Below are 18477 nucleotides of genomic sequence, written 5' to 3'. Positions count from 1 at the left end.
GTGCCACAGGCACAATTTCTAGCCTAACATACGCTCTTTGGTCGCGTTAAACTTAATTTGGTTTTTTATTATTTTAAAACTTGATTTTAATTCTTCGTACTTACTCCGCGGCATGCTTGTAAAAAATGTGCCACCGGCACATTTTTTAGCCAAGCATGACATCCAGGATCATCATTACTGAAAAGCCTACTGAAAACCAAATTACTCCTAAATTTGAGTGGTCTTCGCCTTCGCCTGTTGCTTCTGGTATTAATTCTTCTACTACTACATAAAACATTGCTCCGGCTGCAAAGCTTAAAAGGTATGGCAAAATCGGAATCATTATTTGGGATAATAATATTGTAAGAACTGCTGCTACTGGCTCTACTGCTCCTGACAAAACTCCCATTATAAATGATTTATTTTTTCCTATTCCTTGACTTTTTAATGGCATAGAAATTATTGCACCTTCTGGAAAATTTTGAATTGCTATTCCAAGTGAAAGCACCATGGCTCCTGCCATTGTCAAATCTGTATTCCCTGACAAAACTCCTGCAAATGTAACTCCTACTGCCATTCCTTCTGGAATATTGTGAATTACAACTGCAAGTACCATCATTGTTGTTTTTCTTAACGAATCATTTTTTGGTCCTTCTGCCACATCGCTATCAACGTGTTGATGGGGAACTACATTATCTAAAAATAATAAAAATATAATTCCAACAGCAAATCCTACCACAGCAGGAATCCACGCCATTTTTCCTAGCTTTTGATCTACCATATCCATTGCTGGTATTAAAAGCGACCAAATACTTGCCGCAACCATTACGCCTGCAGCAAAGCCTGATAGGGATTTTTGAATTTTACTTGATAATTCGTTTTTCATTAAATAGACCATAGCCGACCCAAGGCTTGTGCCTATAAATGGAATTAGTAATCCTATTACTAAATCTTTGCTCATTTTTCTCTCTTTCTATTTTTTATAATTTCCAAATATCTTTTGCATATTCAAGAATTGTTCTGTCTGATGAAAAATATCCTGCGTTTGCAATATTTTTTAGGCTCTTTCTTGCCCATGTTAATCTATCTGAATATTCTTTATTTATTTTTTCGTGTGTTTTTTTGTAATCTTCAAAATCTTTTAAGACAAAATATGTGTCAGCTTTTTCTCCACCTTGTGGATTTATTAGACAATTGTAAATATCTAGGAACATATATGAGTCATTATCGTTTAACTCTCCTGATAAAAGTGTATCTACTGCATCTTTGATATCTTCATTTTTGTGATAAAACTCTTTTGGATTATAGGAATCATAAATTTCATTTAATTCTTCAACTTTTGCTCCAAATAAATAATTATTTTCTACTCCTGCATTTTCAAAAATTTCTATATTTGCTCCATCATAAGTTCCAAGTGTCAAGGCTCCATTTAGCATAAATTTCATATTGCCTGTTCCTGAAGCTTCTTTTCCCGCTGTTGAAATTTGCTCTGAAATATCTGCTGCTGGGAAAAGTTTTTCGCCGTAGCTTACCCTATAATTATTTACAAATACTACTTTTATTTTGTCGTTTACTTCTTCATCGTTATTTATAACTCTTGCAATTTCGTTTGCAAGTTTTATTATTGCTTTTGCTCTAAAATATCCTGGTGCTGCTTTTCCTCCAAGAATAAATGTTGTTGGATAGAAATCCATATCAGGATTTTTCTTTAATTTATGATATAAATTTATAATGTGAAGAAGGTTTAAATGTTGTCTTTTATATTCGTGAATTCTTTTTACTTGTATATCAAAAATTGAATTTGGATTTATACTTATTCCTTCATTTTCCAAAATATATTTTGCCAACTCTTTTTTATTTTCAAATTTAATTTGATTAATTTCTTCTAGAGTTTTTTCATCGTCCAGGTATTTTTCTAGGACTTTTAATTTTGTAAGATCGTATTTCCAATCATCGCTTCCTAATTTTTCTGTGATGAAATTTGATAATTTTATATTTGAATATACTAACCATCTTCTTGGTGTAATGCCATTTGTTTTATTGTTGAATTTTTCTGGCATTATTTTATACCAATTTTTAAAGGTATCATCTTTTAGAATTTGTGTGTGAAGTTTTGCAACTCCATTTACAGACTTACTCATTACTATTGCAAGATTTGCCATTCTCACTTGGTCAAATCTTATAATTCTATAAGGATCGATAGCTTCTTCTGAAAGTCCTTTTTCTTTAAATTCTTTTACTAAATTTTCATTTAATTTTTTAATTATATCAAAACATCTTGGACATACTTCAAGCATTATATCTTTTGGCCAAGATTCTAGGGCCTCTTGCAAAACTGTGTGGTTTGTAAATGCAAATGTATTTTTTGTTATTTCTACAGCCCTTTCAAATTCAATTCCATTTTCATCAACTAAAACTCTTATAAGCTCTGGTATGGCTATAATTGGATGGGTGTCATTTAATTGGATTATGTGATATTTTGAAAAATCTTCAAATTGTAAATCGTGGTCAAAATATCTTTTGTATTTTGAAACCATATCTTGAATTGATGCTGAGCAGAAGAAATATTGTTGTTTTAATCTTAAAACTCTTCCTTCTCTTTGCATATCATTTGGATATAAAACTCTGGTTATATCTTCAGCCCTATTTTTTTCTTCAACTGCCTTATCATATTGAAAATTATTAAAATATGAAAAATCAAATTCTTCAAATGGTTCTGCTTGCCAAAGTCTTAATGTATTTACTTGTTCATTTTCAAAACCTAGCATTGGCATATCGTAAGGAACTGCTTTTACAGTTTGGTCTCTAAACTTTACAATTTTTGAATCAGATTCAACTCTTATTGACCAGCCATCGCCATCTTTTATCCAATGATCGCCACCTTCAACTTGAAAGCCGTTTTCTATTTTTTGTTTGAAAAGTCCTTCTCTGTATCTTACTCCGTATCCATACATATCAAGCTTTTGAGTTGCTGCTGAATCCATAAAACAAGCTGCAAGTCTACCAAGACCACCATTTCCAAGAGCAGCATCATCTTCAAAATTTTCTATTGATTCAAAATCAATGTCAATCTCACTTAAAATTTCTTTTACTTCATCATAAATTCCAAGATTTATTAAATTATTCCCAAGAGATCTTCCTACCAAAAATTCCGCAGAAAAATAATAGGCTTTTCTTGATCTTCTTGTCCTATTTTTGCAATTTCTCCATTCTTGATTGATAAGCTCCATTATTGTATCGCAAAGAGCAAAATATCTGTCCTTGTCTGAAGTTTCTGCAAAATTTTTCAGCGTAATTCTCTGTAAATTTTCGATATAACTTTCCATAAATTTGTTTTTGTTCATTTTTTCTCTCCTATATTTTAAATTTTTTATATATTATCTTTTTCAAAATAAATAAAACCAGTATATGTCCTATTTTGTTCCAAAAATTCTTTTAATGAAATCTTATAAACTTCTCCCCATGATGAGATTGTAAGTTTATAATCATCTTCGCATTTTTCTATTTCTGTAATTGTAACTCCATGATGTTTCATTACCTTAATTGACCTACTGACCCAATTAAAAAATATAACTGGCAGATCTTTTTCTATGGCTTGGAAAATAAAATTTGCAATCTCTTCCATTGATTTTCTTTTTATTGGATTATCTTCTAATATGTGTGATTTTAATTTCAAATGGTAGGATTTTCTAAATTTATTTAATTTGAAATCCAAAAGCCTTGCCGTTGGCACTCCATAAACTCTTGGTTTTATAATTTGAAAAAACCAATATTGGTAATCATTAAATTGATCTAGGCTAAATTTTTCATCTTTTCTGTAAAGATATAGGTAAGTGTTTGTAAATGCCGTAACTACACAAGACCTATCCCTATAAAATTTACTCACTCCTACTTCTTTTAAGTCATTTTGGTAGCCACCATAGTAAATTTTATTATTTTTAATTACTGGAACAAATTCGCCTTTTTTAGATCTTTTTAATTTCATCTATTTTTCTTCCTTTTTGTAGTGAACTTTTTCTGATAATTCTTTAATTTCATTTTCTGAAATTTCTTTTTTTGCCAAAGTCTTATCCATTTTTTCATTCATCAAAGTGTACAAAATTGATGCAATTGGAATTGATACAAGCATACCAACAATTCCAAACAAACTTCCACCAATAGCTATTGATACAATTACCCAAATTGATGGCAAACCTATTGTTTTTCCAGCCAAAGCCGGATAAATTATTGAGCCTTGAACTTGTTGGGCTATTAATAAAAATATTAAAAATACCAAAGACTTAAATGGTGATTCTATAAAAATTAAAATCATCATTATGACAGTTGCAATAAGTGGTCCAACATAAGGAATAAAATCTGCTATTGCAACCAATATCGCAGCCATAGCTGCAAAAGGAATTTTTAAAATTAACATACCAACAAAAACCAAAATTCCAAGTATCAAACTAGAAAGAGCTTTGGAATTAATATAAGATGCAAATGAAGAATAAGAAAGACTTGCCACCTTGTTAATTTCATTAGCAGTACTCCTTTTAAATAAGGAATAAATAATTCTATTAGCTAAAATTTTCAAATCTTTTTTATTAATCAATACAAATACTGAAAATATTGTAGCAGCAGCTATGGTTATAATAGTTGATGATACAGAATTTATAATTGAAGTTGTTTTATCAAAAATATTTCCCGCCTCTCCAACAAAATAATCCTTAACTTGAACTAAGGCATTGTTCCAATCAACACTATTTATATATTTTTGAGCATCATCAGCAAAGTTTTTTGTAAATTTATTATTATTTAATAAATCTATCAAATCATCTAAAAATAACGGAAATCTTTCAATAAGAGCAGTTACCGCCTTAGATATTCTTGGAATTAATACATTCAAAAATATTACAATACCCAAAATAAATAAAATCCAAGAAGATATAAGTGAAAAAACTGGAACTAACTTTTTTGTCTTTTCTGTTTTAAAAATTTTAGAATACACTTTTCTTTCAAAGAAATTCATAGGCAAATTAATAATAAAAGCCAGCATAAATCCAATCAAAAAAGGTTGTATTACAGCAATAAATACCGTCAAGCCATTCTTAACATTTTCAATATACCAAAATGCAAAAAATACCAAAATAGATATAAGAATAACTTTTAGTAATTGTGAATTCTTTTCATCTAATTTTTTCATTAAAGTTTCCCTTCTCCCTATTAATCATTTACCTATATTCTACCATAGAAATTTTTCATCTTCCATTTTATAATAATGATATAATAAGCTTGAGGTGGATTATGAAAAAATGTTATATATTTGCCGGCGGAGATTTCGACGGATTTTTTGATAAAATAGGAAAAGATGATTATGTAATAGGAGCAGATAAAGGCTATACATATATAGAAAAAATCGGAATAAAAATAGATACAATAATCGGAGATTTCGATTCAGCACAACAACCAGATTTTGAAAATAAAATTACACTAAAACCCGAAAAAGACGAAACCGATTTGTACGCTGCAATAAATTTTGCAATAAAAAAAGGCTACAAAAAAATAATTGTCTATGGAGGACTTGGAGGAAGAATTTCCCACACAATAGCAAATATAAAAATAATGGAAGAATTTAAGAAAAAAGGAATTGATATAGAATTAAAAAATAAAAATCAAAAATTATTTGTAATAGATAAAAATTTTCAAGAAAAAAAACAAATAGAAAACACCTATATTTCTCTTTTTGCCCTAACAGAAAAAATAGAAAATTTAAATTTAATAAATTTAAAATACGAGCTAAAAAATTTCACCTTAAAAAACGACATGCACCTAGGCGTATCAAATGAGCCAATAGGAAAAGAATTTAAAATAGAATTTGATAAGGGAATGATTCTTGTAATTTATGAAAACAAAAATGTATATAAATAAGGCAGAATTTCCTGCCTTATTTTTCAAAATATTTTTCTATATTTAATCTACCAACTACAACATCATCGCCGTAAACTAAAATTGGTCTTTTTAATAACATGCCATCTGATGCTAATAAATCTAATTTTTCATCTTCTGTCATATCTTTTAATTTGTCTTTTAAATTCAACTTCCTATAAATTTGTCCAGATGTATTAAAAAATTTCTTTATATCAAGACCACTTTTTTCATACAAGTCTTTTATTTGGTCTTTTTCCGGTTTTTCTTCTTTTACATCTTGAAATTTATAATCAATTTTCCTATCTTCCAAAAATTTTTCAGTTTTTTTGCAAGTTGAGCAAGATTTATATCCTATTAATAATGCTTTCATATTTTTCTCCTTAAATTAATCTTTAAAAAAGAGGTTGACCTTGCAACCCCTTTATTTTTTTATTTTCTATCGTCGTTATCTGATTTTTTAGATTTGTATTCTTCTCTTGTCATAACATCAACTACATCAACATTTACTGTTACAACATCAAGTCCTGTCATTTGCTTTACATTTTCTTTTACAACTTTTTTGATATTTTCAAAAATATGTGGAGCAGATTTTCCATATTCTAAGATTATTTGCATATTTACTTTTGCTTCTTTTTGTCCAACTTCAACATCTACTCCTGATGTATCTTGTTCACTTGATGATTGGAAAACTGATGAAACTGAATCAAAAAAACTTGCCTTCATATCCAAAATTCCATCAACTTTATTTACTGCAATTCTAGAAATTTTTGCTACAACCTTATCAGCAATTGTAAGTTTTGAAACTTCTTTTTCGATTTCTTGATCCTCTTCGATTCCTTTTTCGTAATCTTTGTCAAATGTTTTTTCTGTCATAATTTTCCCCTATCTTTTTTTATTGAAATTTTTTTAATAAGCTAATTACAAATCCTATAACCTTAGGATCTTTGTCGAGCCATCCGCCCAAGCAATAACAAAATCCTAGCACAATCCAAATACCAACAGTTCTAAAAAATCCAAAATCGAATAGCGAACCTATTGTTGCAATTCCCAAAATCAAAGAAATAATTTTGTGTTTATTTTTTTCTTTAAATTCCTTGCATTCTTTTTCTTTTTTCTCTTTTATATCAAGTTTTCTCATTTCTACATCATAGGCGGTTACTTGTTTTTCTAAATCTAATTTTGTTTTTTCTTTTTCCATAATACCACCTACCTAAGCTCTCTTTCTTGACTTTTATGAGCTTTATTTAATTGAACATGAGCATTTGCATTTTCAAGTCCTGTAAGCATTCTAAGTCCCATTTCAACTTCAGCTTGAATCTTTCTACCTAAATCCTCAAAGTCCCTATCTCCAAAAACGTCACATTTAATTTTTGCTTCTACAGTTTCGCCTTTTATTATTTTAACTTTTGAATCTGTAAGTTCTGTTCCCATAAATTTATTTACTGCAGAATTTACTGCTGAATCCAAGGAATTTCTTGTAATAAAAATATCGCCTGTATTATCTTCTACTAGATATTCACGCTTATCATTTTGATTTGCTATAATATCTATCAAAAGAATAATTGCAAAAATCAAAATTGCTATAGCAACACCGAGAAGTACATATCTATAATTTTGAATTTCTAAATATGATAATAAATCATGCCTTACTCCATCATCTGCGAGAGCAAGCGTTCCAAGTATGGCGGAAATTATTATCAAAGCTATGGTCATAAGTGACCACAAAAATTTTTTAAATCCTCCCATAAAGCCTCCTTACTTATAATTTACCCATGCTTTAGCTTTTGAAACAAAACTTTTTTAGTCATCTTCTAATTCCAAAGATAATTCTAACCACCTATCTTGGTATCTTTGCTTCTTTTCTTCAAGGTTTTTTATCTTAGCAAAAGTTTCTATGACTTTTTTTTCATCATCATAAAAACCTTCTTTGAGGCTTTCTTCTGTAAGTTTATGAATTTTTGCATCAATTGTATTGGATTCTTTTTCTAATTTTTCTATTTTTTCTTTTATTTTTTTTACTTCAAGCCTTTTAAGTTTTTTCTTTTTTTCTTCTTTTTTTATTTGGGTTTGTGTCATTATTGGCTTTTTTTCATCTTCTAATGATTCTTCTTTTAATTTTTCTACATAATAATCGTAATTACCCAAATACTCTTTTATATAATCCTTGTGCATATCAAGAATTTTTACGGCAATTTTATTTAAAAAATACCTGTCGTGGCTTATCACAAGAACTGTTCCTTCGTAAGCAATAAGAGCATCTTCCAAGGCTTCTTTTGAATCTATATCAAGATGGTTGGTTGGCTCATCCATCAAAATAAAATTACAATCTGAAAGCATAAGTTTTAAAAGAGAAATTCTTGCTCTTTGTCCTCCAGACAATTCATTTATTGGTTTATCAACTTCATCTTGGTAAAACATTATTTTTGCAAGATATGATCTAATTTCATAATTTGTAAGATCGGGATAAGCTTCTCTTATTTCTTCAAACAAAGTGTTTTCTGTATTTAAGGACTTTTGTTCTTGGTCAAAATATCCTACTTTTACGCTAGAGCCTAATTTTATTTCCCCATCATCTTTTCTTTCTTGGTTTAAAATAATTTTAAAAAGAGTAGTTTTGCCTACACCATTTTCTCCAATTATTGCCACCCTATCGTTTCTATAGATATTAAAAGAAATATCTTCAAAAATATCCTTATCGTAAGATTTTTTTAATTTATCTACACTTAATACATCAACTCCCGAAATTATTCTTGGAGTAAATCTTATATTTATGGATCCATTTAAGTTATCAGGCTTTTCTACCCTTTCCATTTTATCCAAAAGTTTTTGTCTTGATCTTGATTGAGAAATTCCTCTTTTTCTTTTTGAACCGCCAAGATTTTTTAACCTATCAATTATTTCTTCTTGCCTTTTGATTTCTTTTTGCTGAGTTTTGTAAAGATGGTTTTGGACTTTCAAATCTTTTTTTCTTTGAGCCATAAATGATGTATAATCTCCATCATAAATTTTTAGTCCACCATTTTCCATCAAAAATATTTTTGAAACTGTTGCATCCAAAAAATATCTATCGTGGCTTATAACTATAACTGATCCCTTAAAATTTTTTACAAAATTTTCCAAAAAATTAATCGCCTTTATGTCAAGGTGATTAGTCGGTTCGTCTAATAAAATTAGGTCAGGTTTTTCCAATAAAAGACAGGCAAGTTCAACCCTTGCCTTTTGTCCTCCTGATAAAAGCGAAATTTCTTTTGAAAAATCTTCTTCGCTAAAGCCCATTCCTATAAGTACTCCTCTTATTTCCGACTTATAGGAATAACCATTTTGTTTTTCAAATTCTTCGCTTTTTTTTGCATATTCAATCATTATTTCATTGAGCTTATCTGGATTTTTTTCCCCGCTCATTTTTATTTCAAGATCTCTAATATTTTCTTCTAGTTTTATAAGATCTTTAAAAACTTCCAAGCAATAATCATATATACTTTTATCTGACATAAGTCCTAATTGTTGTTTCAAATAACCAAGGCTTACATCATTTGGTATATGAATTTTTCCAAAATCTTTGGAAATTTCTCCTGTCAATATATTAAATAGTGTAGACTTTCCAGAACCATTATTTCCTATTAAACCAATTTTATCTCCCTTATTTATTGTAAATGATATATTTGAAAATACGTCTTGGGTTGGATAGGATTTTTCTAAATTTGATACTGACGCTACAATCATAATTTTTTTAGAAAATGAAATCTTCTGGTGTGTTGATAAAATATGTTAGGGTAAATAATGATTCATCTAGATGAACATTTTCTATTACCACATTGTTTTTTGTTTTCAAATCAACTGGTGCGAAGTTCCAAATTCCTTTAATTCCTCCTTCACAAAGAATATCACAAACTTCTTGTGCTCCATCTTTTGGCGTTGTGATAATTCCTATATCTATTTCATTTTTTTCTAAATATTCTTTTAAATCATCTGTTGACAAAACTTTTAAATTTTCTGTTGAAACTTCTTCATTGTTTTTGTCAAATACTGCTTTTACATTGTAGTCTAAAGTCTTAAAACCTGAGTATTGGAAAAGAGCATGGCCAATATTTCCAAAACCGATTATTATCATAGAATATTCTTTGTTTACTCCAATAATTTTTGCAAGCTCTTGCATTAATTCTTTTACATTATAACCATAACCTTGTTGACCAAAGCAGCCATAGTGATTTAAGTCTTGTCTAATTTGGCTTGCTGTTAAGCCTGTAATTTGTGAAAGTTCTTTAGATGAAACTCTTACAATACCTTTTTCATTAATTGCTTCTAAATACCTATAATATTTTGGTAACCTTTTTATTACTGATAAAGAAACGTTTGACCCTTTTTTCATAACAACCTCCGTTAATCATTATTTTTTATTTCTTTAGACCTTAATCTGTTTAAAAGTATTACATTCAAAAGATGAACTATATAAATAATTATTAGTCCACTATAAAACAACTCTTGCCAATAACTTGATATTCTTTCATCTACTGCTATGTATTTTGGTAATAATGGTGTATAGTTACTTACCACAAGTAGGGCGTGGTAGCTTAGGATTGCAAAAACTATAATGCTTATTATTGCTACAAAAATTGAATAGCCTCTTGTTTCTTTTTCCATTAATATATAAAGAGGATAAATAAGCATTATAACCCAAGAAATAATGAAGGAGATACTCCAAACATTATTTACTACTTGTGGGTTAATTTTTGTAAGAATTAGGATTAAATTTGATACTAAAACCACTAATACTGATAAAAGCAGAGTACTTGAAAGAAATCTTTCAAATCTCTTTTTCATCTTTAGCTCCTTACTTACTATATTTTTTTGATTTATATCTTAAATTATTATCTAAGATTTTTTTTCTAATTCTTAAATTGTGTGGAGTGATTTCTATTAATTCATCTTCTTCCACAAATTCCATCATCTCTTCAACGCTCATGATTTTTGCAGGAGATAAAACAAGGGCTTCATCAGCTGCTGATGCTCTGACATTGGTTTGTTTTTTCTTCTTGCAGACATTTACGTCGATGTCAATTCCTTTTGCATTTGAACCTATGACTTCTCCCTCATAAACTTCATCTTGAGGCTTTACAAAAAGTTGTCCTCTTGATTGGGCAGCGTGAAGTCCATAAGTAGTTGCTACTCCTGTTTCAAAAGAAATAAGTGAACCTGCTTGTCTTTTTGCAATATCTCCCTTATATCTTTCGTAAGAATCAAATTCTGTATTTAAAATTCCAGTTCCTTTTGTATCTGTTAAAAATTCTTGCCTATAACCTATAAGTCCTCTTGCAGGAATTTTAAATACCATTCTTGTGTATCCTGATGAATTTGGAGCCATATCCATTAGCTCTCCTTTACGAAGACCTAATTTTTCTATTATTGAACCTGTGTATTCTTGATCAACATCTATTGTTGCAAGCTCCATTGGCTCAAGTATTTTTCCATTTTCATCTTTTTTAAACATAACTTCAGGTTTTGAAACTTGGAATTCATATCCTTCTCTTCTTAAATTTTCTATCAAAACTGAAAGATGAAGCTCTCCCCTTCCAGAAACCTTAAATGCTTCTGTTGAATCTGTTGTTTCAACTCTAAGTGATACGTCCGTTTCTTTTTCTTTAAATAATCTATCTCTAATATGTCTGCTTGTTACATAATCTCCATCACGTCCTGCAAATGGTGAATTATTTACTGAAAAGGTCATTGAAAGTGTTGGCTCAGAAATTTTTGTAAATTCTATTGGCTCCATATCATCTTCAGTACAAATTGTATCTCCAATATTTATATCTTCCATTCCAGAAAGAGCTACAATTGAACCATATTCTGCTTTTTCTACTTCACTTCTTTGTAGTCCTTCAAATTCATAAATTGTAACAATTTTTGATTTTACTTTTCTATCCTTGTCATTGTAATTTACAATTATGCAAGAATCATTTTTATTTATTTGTCCACTTTCAACTTTTCCAATTGCAATTCTTCCAAGATAATTGTCATAGTCTGTCGTTGAAACCAAAACTTTAAATGGAGCATTTTCTTTTGCTTCAAAAGCTGGTGTGTAATCAATTATTGTATCCAAAAGATCTGTCATATCATTTTTTACTTCACCAAATTCTAAACTTGCCCAACCTTCTTTGGCTGATGCAAAAACAAATGGAGAATCAAGATATGATTCATCAGCTTCAAGGGAAATAAATAAATCCAAAACTTCATCCATTACTTCTTCAACTCTTTGGTCAGGTCTATCAACTTTATTTATACAAATAATTGCAGGAAGATTTAATTCGATTGCCTTTCTCAAAACAAATTTTGTTTGAGGCATTGGACCTTCACGACTATCTACAACCAAAACTACAGCTTCAGCCATATTTAAAACTCTTTCAACCTCTCCACCAAAATCGGCGTGGCCTGGAGTGTCGATTATATTTATTTTTATTCCCTTATAATTGATCGCAGTATTTTTTGAAAGAATTGTAATTCCTCTTTCTCTTTCAATAGAATTTGAATCCATAACTCTTTCATCAACTTGTTGATTTTCTCTAAAAATTCCGCTAGTTTTTAAAAGACCATCAACAAGAGTTGTCTTACCATGATCAACATGGGCGATTATCGCCACATTTCTTATATCTTCACGTTTCATTAAATCACTTCTTTCTTAACTAATATAAACTATTTATTCATCAATTTATTATATCATATGTGATAAGATTATCAATAAATAACAAAAAAAATACTTGATAAAAAAAACTTACCAAGTATTATATATATAATTTTCTCTTGGAATCTCTTTTTACAAAAGCGATTATAATATTATCTTTAATAATAAGCTCATCAGCTAAACTATAAACAAGTTTAATTCCCCTGCCGTGATCATGGAGTCCGTCATTTTCAAAAAGATAATCTATTCCTTCTCCCTCATCTTTTACTTTTATCAAACAGCAAGTATCATCCATAATAAAAGTTGTGTCAATCATCTTGTCGTACTCACACCTATTTCCATGCTCGTAGGAATTTATTATAAGTTCATCCAAAATTAATCTTATTTTAAAAATTAAATTTTCATCTATATTTTTATTTTTTAAATTTAAAACAAGCCCATCCCTAAATTTTTTTATCATTTTTAGGTCAGTAGGCATTGTGTTTCTAATAAGTTCCATCTTACCCCTCATCTCTTATTAATAAATTTATACCCAAATAAAAATTTTTTGTTAATTTTTGTCTAAAAAGTTAAAATTATTGCTTTTTTTGTTTTTGTAGTATAATGTATGTATAACAAATGAAAGGAGAATATTATGAAATACGTATGTACAGCTTGTGGATATATCTATGATCCTGCTAATGGAGATCCAGATAACGGAATCGATGCAGGAACAGAATTCAAAGACCTTCCAGAAGATTGGGTATGCCCAGTATGCGGAGTTGGCAAGGATATGTTCGAAGAACAAGAATAAGATTTTTTAAAAGGGAGGCTATCGCCTCTCTTTTTTATAAATTCGTATTCATGATTTTTTTATGAAATATTTTTTAAAAAAACATAGCAAAGAAATTAAAATCTTTATAAGCCTTGGAATTTCTATTTTATTTTTGACCTTTCTTTATAGATTGTACAAATTGGGAATACTCACAAATTCGGATAAATTATACGATTATATTGGAGCTTTTACTTATCTTGCCCCTCTAATATTTATAATCCTAAAAGTTTTGATTGGATTTGTTCCTTTTATTCCAACGACAATTTTTATAGTAATAGGCTTTGCCTTGTTCGGTCAAAAATTTGGTCTATTTTTAAATTACATAACAGGTCTTATGACTGCTGTTTTAAATTACACTTTAACTAGAATTTATGGTAAAAGATTTTTGAATTTATTTTTGCCAAAAAAAAGCCTTAAAAAATACGAAAGCGCAACAAGGCAAAGCACAAAAAGATTTAAAAAAGTTTTATTTCTAACAAGCGCTATGCCCTTTGCTCCTGACAACGCCTTATCAATGGTTGCAGGATTTAAAAAATTAAAATTTGAAGATTATTTAAAAATAATGTTTGTGGCTAAATTTATAGAAATTGTGATTATAGCATATTTAATGTATCATTTAAAATTATTTTTAGCATAAAAAAACTCCTATTTTTTAAAATTAGGAGTTTTTTATATATTCATTGCTTTTTTCCAAAAATATAAATAAAGTGATGTAAATACGCCTAGATTATTTTCTTCTAACCAAGGTTTTCTTTTTCCACAAAAATGTAAAAAGCAAGTATTTGAAATTATATAGGACAAATTATATTTTTTATCCTTCAATTTGTATGCCAAGTATCTTCTTGCATCATAATTATATTTTATTTCGTCAATTTTTATTATTTTATTTCTAAAAACTACATTCAAAAGATCTTGATCTGGCATTATAAGCCCCAAAGATTTGGTATTTTTTACATAATTTAAAACTTCTTTTTCATAGCTTTGACTATTTCTTGCAAGTTTTAGATTTATCATCAAAATTCCTGAATTAAAATAATTTTCTATATCCTTATGTCCTGATGAAATAGATAGCCTTGCTACATTTGCAGATTGAACCGTTGGAATAGTATGAGTTGCTGCTGCAAAATAATTATTCCCTAAATCCATATTGTAAAGTTTTTCGCAAGAATTTAAAACTAAAACGTCAGGATCTAAATATAAAATCCTATCCAAATTTTCTGGCAAATATTTATAAGCCAAAAGCCTATAATACATTTCTTCTGTATAATAAAAAGTTGTTTTTGCATTAGAAAAAAGATTGGTAACTTTTATCGGATTTAATTTTGCCCTTTTTGAGCTTGCTTTTATTACAAATTTTTCAATTTCTTCTATTTTTTCATCTCTTATGTCTTTGTGAATCAAATAAATTTCAAAATTTGTATCATTACTTTCAAATAATGAATATAGCATAGTTTTTAGAGGATTTAAATAATTTTCATCACATGAAACCAATATATTCATAGTTTTCCCTTTCTATTGAAGGTCTGTAGTATAAAAACCCTTGCCTATTATTGATGATGTATCTAGGACTGTTATAAAACAACGAGGGTCAATTTCTCTTATATATTTTCTAAATAAAACAGCCTCATAATCATTAGTTACACACAAAAACACTGATTGGTCTTTTTTATAATAAAGTCCTGTTCCATCCAAAACTGTAGCCGACCTATTTAATTTATCTCTAATAAATACACTTATTTCTTCTTGCTTGGATGTAATAATTAAAAATAGTTTTGCTGTATTAAATGATGATATAAATTGATTTACTACAACTCCTTTCATCAAAAGACCTAGACAAGATAAAAGTCCAATTTCTATTCCAAATATTTTGATTGATAAAATTGTTAGAATAGAATCTCCCATCAAAAGTGATTTTCCAATATTTAAATTTGTGTATTTATTTATAATCATAGCGATTATATCTGTCCCGCCACTTGATGCGGATAAATTAAATAAAATTGATGAGCCAAGAGCTGGTATTAAAACTGCACAAAATAATTCTAATAATTTATTATCTGTAAATGGAGTTGTGTGAGGTAAGACTTTACTTAGAGCAAGGGCCGTTAAGGAATTTAATATGGATACATAGCCAGTCTTTAAAACAAAATTTTTACCCAAAATAAAATACGCCAAAACTAACAAAGTAACATTTAAAATCAAAGTTATAAAGGCAGGAGATAAGGCAAGACTATTTGAAAGCAGTATGGACGCCCCCTCTACTCCTCCAATTACAAAATGATTTGGATATTTAAAAAAATGTGTTCCATTTGCCATAAGTATGGCGGCAAAGCTCATAAGTAAAAATTTCTTTTTTTCACTCAAGGGCTTGTGGGCAAATTTATCTTTTTTTCTATCTTTTCTAAGTATTTTTATTGCAGCATTTCTATCAAGAATATGTTTAATTTTTTCCTTGTCGGAATAATTATTAGGATCTATATTTTCATTCATTTTTGTTTATTTTTTTATCCTCCAACTTTATAAAAAAAAAGCCTAACGGCTTTTTTTTAGTCATTCGAATAATTATCAAAATATCCTTGTATAAGAACAACAGGAGTTCCCTTATCACCTGAGCCTGATGTCAAATCGCAAAGTGAGCCTAAAAGATCTGTGATTTGTCTAGGAGTTGTTCCTAAGGTTTCATTTGTTCCTTTTAAATCAGCTGCTTTTTGTGAAATTCTTTCTCTCATTTTTGCAGTTCTTTCATCTATTGATAAGTCTTTTAATTCTGTATCAGCTATATATTTTATTTTCAATTCATTTGGTGTTCCAGAAAGTCCTTTTGTATAAGCTGGAGATACAACAGGATCTGCAAGCTCCCAAATTTTTCCAACTGGATCTTTGAATGCTCCGTCACCGTAGATCATCACTTCAACTTCTTTATTATATTTTTCAATAAATTTTTCTTGAAGTTCGTCTACAAATGTTTGACCATCTCTTGGGAATAATTTTACAACATCTTCTGTTGAAAGATTTGAACCAAGTAAACCGTAATCTTCATTATATCCTGAGCCATCAACTGATTTTGTCATTATTTCATCTAGACCATAAATTTCTTCAGCACCAGATTTTTCTAGAAGTTTTTTAGTTAAATCTCTTGTGTGGATTTGGCAAACTAAAACACTTTTTGTAAATTTTAGTACATCTTTTGGATTGTTGAAGAAATGTACTTCGCTGTTTTTTGCCATTTCTTTGTAAAGAGAAATATAATCAACTCCAGTAAATTGATGTTTATAATCTCCTGCAAGTTTTCTAAATTCTTCTTCTGACAAAATATCTGAATAAGGATTTACATCACTTTCAAATAAATCCATTCTGTCCATAATGTAGTTTCCTACCTCATCTTGTGGATAAGATAAGCAAATGTGAAGTTTTTTTCCACTCAAAGCAAAAGCTTTTAGCATTATTGAAAATCTATTTCTGCTTAAAATTGGAAACAATATTGCTATTTCGTCAGATTTAAATTTATCATTTATATCTTTAGCAATTTGTTCACAACTTGCGTAGTTTCCTTGAGCTCTTGCTACAAGGGATTCTGTAATGCAAACTACATCCTTATCATTTATTTCGATATTTTTTGATTCAACAGCCTTGTTTACACTATCAAATACAATATCTACTAAGTTATCTCCTGTCTCAATAATAGGTGTCCTAACACCCATTGATACTGTTCCTATTAATCTATCCATACATGCTCCTTCCTCACGTATTATACATTAATTTTTTTAAAAAATAAAGTTAAAATTTTATTTTTTTTTATGATTTTACTTTTTGTTTAGTCTTGCATTTTGGACATTTTACGATTATTTTTCCTTTGCCTTTAGGAATACGTAATTCTTGTCCACATGATTTACATTTAATATACTTATATTTTTTATCTCCAAATATTTTCCTTTTAATACTCCTATATTTTTTTTGAATAGGATTTAAAAATTTTAATTTGAAAATATAATTTTCGCTGTTTCTTTTTATTTCGTTTGTTGATATAGTCCTAAATATAGCATAAAAAACTATCACAAGTGGCATTGCTTGTAAAAAATTAATTTTTAAAAAATAATTTATAAGCATTAAGCCAATTGCAAACCATACAAGTCCTATAGATAGCTCGTCAATTCCATGTCTTTTTTTCAAAATTAAACACCTTCTACTAATTCTTTCATTATTTTTGATATATCTCCTTTCAAAAGATAATCTGCTTTATTATCTTTTGGGGTAGGATCCCTATTAATTACTATAAGTTTGTTTCCCCTATAAAAATCTATTAAACCTGCTGCAGGATAAACAACTAAACTTGTTCCCCCGACAATTAATGCATCTGCTTCGCTAATTAATTTTACCGCATAGCTAATGTTATCATTGTTCAAACTTTCTCCATACAAAACAATATCAGGTCTAACAACTGAGCCACACTCATCACACTTAACTACATTTTTAAATTTTTTAACATAAGCTAGGTCAAAATTTTTACCGCAAGATGTGCAATAATAATCTCTTAAATTTCCGTGAAGCTCAATAACATTTTTACTTTTTGCTTCTTGATGGAGAGAATCTATATTTTGGGTAATAATTCCCTTTAGCTTTCCTTCTTTTTCAAGTTTTGTTAAAGCAAGATGACAATCATTTGGTTTTATCCCTTCAATCATCAAATTTTCTTTTGCGTATTCCATAAATTCATCAGGATGGTTTACAAAAAATTCATGGCTAAGCATATATTCAGGTGAATATGATGAATTATTTTCTCTATTATAAAGTCCGGTTGCAGATCTAAAATCTGGAACTCCAGATGCTGTTGATACTCCTGCCCCTCCAAAAAATACAATATTATTTGATTCTTTTATGATTTTTTTAACTTCATTAATTTTATTATCCATAATATCTCCTTACTATGACTATACCCTACTTAGATTTTTTAAATTTATTATCAATGCTTGCTCCAAAAAATGCGCCTATTACTGCACAGACTACTGCAACCATTTCTTTGTTTGGAAAATTGTAGGCATTATTTAAAATTATTGAAATAATTACTCCTCCTACAATTCCTAAATACATATTTTTGTTCATAAAT

Annotated in this window: 22 protein-coding genes; 3 read left to right on the top strand and 19 right to left on the bottom strand. The window is 28.9% G+C overall.

Annotated features, from left to right (window positions below):
- Window positions 1-145 precede the first annotated feature (145 nt).
- Genes HMPREF2782_RS08995 through HMPREF2782_RS08980 form a run of 4 tightly spaced genes read right to left on the bottom strand, consistent with a single transcriptional unit; the run spans window position 146 to window position 5161 of the window.
- Window positions 146-940, bottom strand: a complete 795-nt coding sequence (locus tag HMPREF2782_RS08995; RefSeq protein ID WP_070642515.1) for a ZIP family metal transporter — start codon at window positions 938-940, stop codon at window positions 146-148.
- A gap of 19 nt (window positions 941-959) precedes the next feature.
- Window positions 960-3323 carry a glycogen/starch/alpha-glucan phosphorylase gene (locus tag HMPREF2782_RS08990; protein ID WP_070642512.1) on the bottom strand — a complete coding sequence of 788 codons (2364 nt, stop codon included), beginning with the start codon at window positions 3321-3323 and terminating at the stop codon, window positions 960-962.
- A 26-nt stretch (window positions 3324-3349) separates the two neighbouring features.
- A complete protein-coding gene (locus HMPREF2782_RS08985) occupies window positions 3350-3964 on the bottom strand; it encodes a hypothetical protein (protein ID WP_070642509.1) in 615 nt (204 codons plus the stop codon).
- Window positions 3965-5161, bottom strand: a complete 1197-nt coding sequence (locus tag HMPREF2782_RS08980; protein WP_070642506.1) for an AI-2E family transporter — start codon at window positions 5159-5161, stop codon at window positions 3965-3967. It lies immediately after the preceding gene.
- Between the two features lie 101 nt (window positions 5162-5262).
- Here HMPREF2782_RS08980 and HMPREF2782_RS08975 point away from each other — a divergent pair, with 101 nt between their 5' ends.
- On the top strand, window positions 5263-5886 hold the full coding sequence (locus HMPREF2782_RS08975) for a thiamine diphosphokinase (RefSeq protein WP_070607304.1): 624 nt from the start codon (window positions 5263-5265) through the stop codon (window positions 5884-5886).
- A 16-nt stretch (window positions 5887-5902) separates the two neighbouring features.
- Here the strand turns inward: HMPREF2782_RS08975 and HMPREF2782_RS08970 are convergent, their stop codons facing one another.
- The 9 genes from HMPREF2782_RS08970 to HMPREF2782_RS08930 form a co-directional block, all read right to left on the bottom strand.
- The gene (locus tag HMPREF2782_RS08970; protein WP_070642504.1) at window positions 5903-6256 is read right to left on the bottom strand and encodes a Spx/MgsR family RNA polymerase-binding regulatory protein; all 354 of its coding nucleotides are present in this window, start codon (window positions 6254-6256) and stop codon (window positions 5903-5905) included.
- 59 nt (window positions 6257-6315) lie between these two features.
- Window positions 6316-6759, bottom strand: a complete 444-nt coding sequence (locus HMPREF2782_RS08965) for an Asp23/Gls24 family envelope stress response protein (RefSeq protein WP_004838054.1) — start codon at window positions 6757-6759, stop codon at window positions 6316-6318.
- A 19-nt stretch (window positions 6760-6778) separates the two neighbouring features.
- Complete coding sequence (locus HMPREF2782_RS08960) at window positions 6779-7084, bottom strand: hypothetical protein (RefSeq protein WP_070642501.1); 306 nt, start codon at window positions 7082-7084, stop codon at window positions 6779-6781.
- Window positions 7085-7092: 8 nt separating this feature from the next.
- Window positions 7093-7632 (bottom strand): alkaline shock response membrane anchor protein AmaP, encoded by a 540-nt coding sequence (gene amaP / locus HMPREF2782_RS08955; RefSeq protein ID WP_019118237.1) that lies wholly within the window; start codon window positions 7630-7632, stop codon window positions 7093-7095.
- Window positions 7633-7686: 54 nt separating this feature from the next.
- Complete coding sequence (gene abc-f, locus HMPREF2782_RS08950; protein WP_070642498.1) at window positions 7687-9609, bottom strand: ribosomal protection-like ABC-F family protein; 1923 nt, start codon at window positions 9607-9609, stop codon at window positions 7687-7689.
- A 7-nt stretch (window positions 9610-9616) separates the two neighbouring features.
- On the bottom strand, window positions 9617-10255 hold the full coding sequence (locus HMPREF2782_RS08945) for a redox-sensing transcriptional repressor Rex (RefSeq protein WP_019118238.1): 639 nt from the start codon (window positions 10253-10255) through the stop codon (window positions 9617-9619).
- 11 nt (window positions 10256-10266) lie between these two features.
- A complete protein-coding gene (locus tag HMPREF2782_RS08940) occupies window positions 10267-10707 on the bottom strand; it encodes a hypothetical protein (protein ID WP_004838049.1) in 441 nt (146 codons plus the stop codon).
- A gap of 10 nt (window positions 10708-10717) precedes the next feature.
- Complete coding sequence (gene typA / locus HMPREF2782_RS08935) at window positions 10718-12544, bottom strand: translational GTPase TypA (protein ID WP_070642496.1); 1827 nt, start codon at window positions 12542-12544, stop codon at window positions 10718-10720.
- Between the two features lie 118 nt (window positions 12545-12662).
- Complete coding sequence (locus HMPREF2782_RS08930; protein WP_070642494.1) at window positions 12663-13061, bottom strand: ATP-binding protein; 399 nt, start codon at window positions 13059-13061, stop codon at window positions 12663-12665.
- Between the two features lie 135 nt (window positions 13062-13196).
- Between HMPREF2782_RS08930 and rd the strand changes: the two genes are divergently transcribed.
- A complete protein-coding gene (gene rd, locus HMPREF2782_RS08925; RefSeq protein ID WP_004814307.1) occupies window positions 13197-13355 on the top strand; it encodes a rubredoxin in 159 nt (52 codons plus the stop codon).
- 61 nt (window positions 13356-13416) lie between these two features.
- Window positions 13417-14013 carry a TVP38/TMEM64 family protein gene (locus HMPREF2782_RS08920; protein WP_070642491.1) on the top strand — a complete coding sequence of 199 codons (597 nt, stop codon included), beginning with the start codon at window positions 13417-13419 and terminating at the stop codon, window positions 14011-14013.
- Window positions 14014-14045: 32 nt separating this feature from the next.
- On the opposite strand, the gene HMPREF2782_RS08915 is transcribed toward HMPREF2782_RS08920, so the two are convergent.
- The 6 genes from HMPREF2782_RS08915 to HMPREF2782_RS09545 all read right to left on the bottom strand — a co-directional run bounded on the left by HMPREF2782_RS08915 (window position 14046) and on the right by HMPREF2782_RS09545 (window position 18473).
- Window positions 14046-14876, bottom strand: a complete 831-nt coding sequence (locus HMPREF2782_RS08915; RefSeq protein ID WP_070642489.1) for a glycosyltransferase family 8 protein — start codon at window positions 14874-14876, stop codon at window positions 14046-14048.
- 12 nt (window positions 14877-14888) lie between these two features.
- Window positions 14889-15863, bottom strand: coding sequence for a YitT family protein (locus HMPREF2782_RS08910; RefSeq protein ID WP_070642487.1), 975 nt, complete (start codon window positions 15861-15863; stop codon window positions 14889-14891).
- Window positions 15864-15919: 56 nt separating this feature from the next.
- Complete coding sequence (locus HMPREF2782_RS08905) at window positions 15920-17101, bottom strand: coenzyme F420-0:L-glutamate ligase (RefSeq protein WP_070642485.1); 1182 nt, start codon at window positions 17099-17101, stop codon at window positions 15920-15922.
- Window positions 17102-17168: 67 nt separating this feature from the next.
- Window positions 17169-17543: a hypothetical protein gene (locus HMPREF2782_RS08900; RefSeq protein ID WP_004838041.1), complete on the bottom strand. Its 375-nt coding sequence runs from the start codon at window positions 17541-17543 to the stop codon at window positions 17169-17171.
- Between the two features lie 2 nt (window positions 17544-17545).
- A complete protein-coding gene (locus tag HMPREF2782_RS08895; protein WP_070642482.1) occupies window positions 17546-18283 on the bottom strand; it encodes an NAD-dependent protein deacylase in 738 nt (245 codons plus the stop codon).
- 25 nt (window positions 18284-18308) lie between these two features.
- Window positions 18309-18473, bottom strand: a complete 165-nt coding sequence (locus HMPREF2782_RS09545; protein ID WP_186821676.1) for a hypothetical protein — start codon at window positions 18471-18473, stop codon at window positions 18309-18311.
- Between the last annotated feature and the right edge of the window lie 4 nt (window positions 18474-18477).

Origin of the sequence: Anaerococcus sp. HMSC068A02 (assembly GCF_001811125.1) — a bacterium.
GTDB classification, from domain to species: domain Bacteria; phylum Bacillota; class Clostridia; order Tissierellales; family Peptoniphilaceae; genus Anaerococcus; species Anaerococcus vaginalis_C.
Note: the sequence above shows the minus strand (reverse complement) of the source record. Positions and strands in the feature narration are given on the sequence as shown.

What these genes read in the sequence shown, in the direction of transcription:
- HMPREF2782_RS08945 (WP_019118238.1), bottom strand. Translation starts at nt 10,255, where the DNA reads ATGAAAAAAGGGTCAAACGTTTCTTTATCAGTAATAAAAAGGTTACCA.
- HMPREF2782_RS08930 (WP_070642494.1), bottom strand. Translation starts at nt 13,061, where the DNA reads ATGGAACTTATTAGAAACACAATGCCTACTGACCTAAAAATGATAAAA.
- rd (WP_004814307.1), top strand. Translation starts at nt 13,197, where the DNA reads ATGAAATACGTATGTACAGCTTGTGGATATATCTATGATCCTGCTAAT.
- abc-f (WP_070642498.1), bottom strand. Translation starts at nt 9,609, where the DNA reads ATGATTGTAGCGTCAGTATCAAATTTAGAAAAATCCTATCCAACCCAA.
- HMPREF2782_RS09545 (WP_186821676.1), bottom strand. Translation starts at nt 18,473, where the DNA reads ATGAACAAAAATATGTATTTAGGAATTGTAGGAGGAGTAATTATTTCA.
- HMPREF2782_RS08965 (WP_004838054.1), bottom strand. Translation starts at nt 6,759, where the DNA reads ATGACAGAAAAAACATTTGACAAAGATTACGAAAAAGGAATCGAAGAG.
- HMPREF2782_RS08970 (WP_070642504.1), bottom strand. Translation starts at nt 6,256, where the DNA reads ATGAAAGCATTATTAATAGGATATAAATCTTGCTCAACTTGCAAAAAA.
- HMPREF2782_RS08920 (WP_070642491.1), top strand. Translation starts at nt 13,417, where the DNA reads ATGAAATATTTTTTAAAAAAACATAGCAAAGAAATTAAAATCTTTATA.
- HMPREF2782_RS08980 (WP_070642506.1), bottom strand. Translation starts at nt 5,161, where the DNA reads ATGAAAAAATTAGATGAAAAGAATTCACAATTACTAAAAGTTATTCTT.
- HMPREF2782_RS08910 (WP_070642487.1), bottom strand. Translation starts at nt 15,863, where the DNA reads ATGAATGAAAATATAGATCCTAATAATTATTCCGACAAGGAAAAAATT.
- HMPREF2782_RS08915 (WP_070642489.1), bottom strand. Translation starts at nt 14,876, where the DNA reads ATGAATATATTGGTTTCATGTGATGAAAATTATTTAAATCCTCTAAAA.
- HMPREF2782_RS08985 (WP_070642509.1), bottom strand. Translation starts at nt 3,964, where the DNA reads ATGAAATTAAAAAGATCTAAAAAAGGCGAATTTGTTCCAGTAATTAAA.
- HMPREF2782_RS08905 (WP_070642485.1), bottom strand. Translation starts at nt 17,101, where the DNA reads ATGGATAGATTAATAGGAACAGTATCAATGGGTGTTAGGACACCTATT.
- HMPREF2782_RS08960 (WP_070642501.1), bottom strand. Translation starts at nt 7,084, where the DNA reads ATGGAAAAAGAAAAAACAAAATTAGATTTAGAAAAACAAGTAACCGCC.
- HMPREF2782_RS08990 (WP_070642512.1), bottom strand. Translation starts at nt 3,323, where the DNA reads ATGAACAAAAACAAATTTATGGAAAGTTATATCGAAAATTTACAGAGA.
- HMPREF2782_RS08995 (WP_070642515.1), bottom strand. Translation starts at nt 940, where the DNA reads ATGAGCAAAGATTTAGTAATAGGATTACTAATTCCATTTATAGGCACA.
- HMPREF2782_RS08895 (WP_070642482.1), bottom strand. Translation starts at nt 18,283, where the DNA reads ATGGATAATAAAATTAATGAAGTTAAAAAAATCATAAAAGAATCAAAT.
- typA (WP_070642496.1), bottom strand. Translation starts at nt 12,544, where the DNA reads ATGAAACGTGAAGATATAAGAAATGTGGCGATAATCGCCCATGTTGAT.
- HMPREF2782_RS08975 (WP_070607304.1), top strand. Translation starts at nt 5,263, where the DNA reads ATGAAAAAATGTTATATATTTGCCGGCGGAGATTTCGACGGATTTTTT.
- HMPREF2782_RS08940 (WP_004838049.1), bottom strand. Translation starts at nt 10,707, where the DNA reads ATGAAAAAGAGATTTGAAAGATTTCTTTCAAGTACTCTGCTTTTATCA.
- amaP (WP_019118237.1), bottom strand. Translation starts at nt 7,632, where the DNA reads ATGGGAGGATTTAAAAAATTTTTGTGGTCACTTATGACCATAGCTTTG.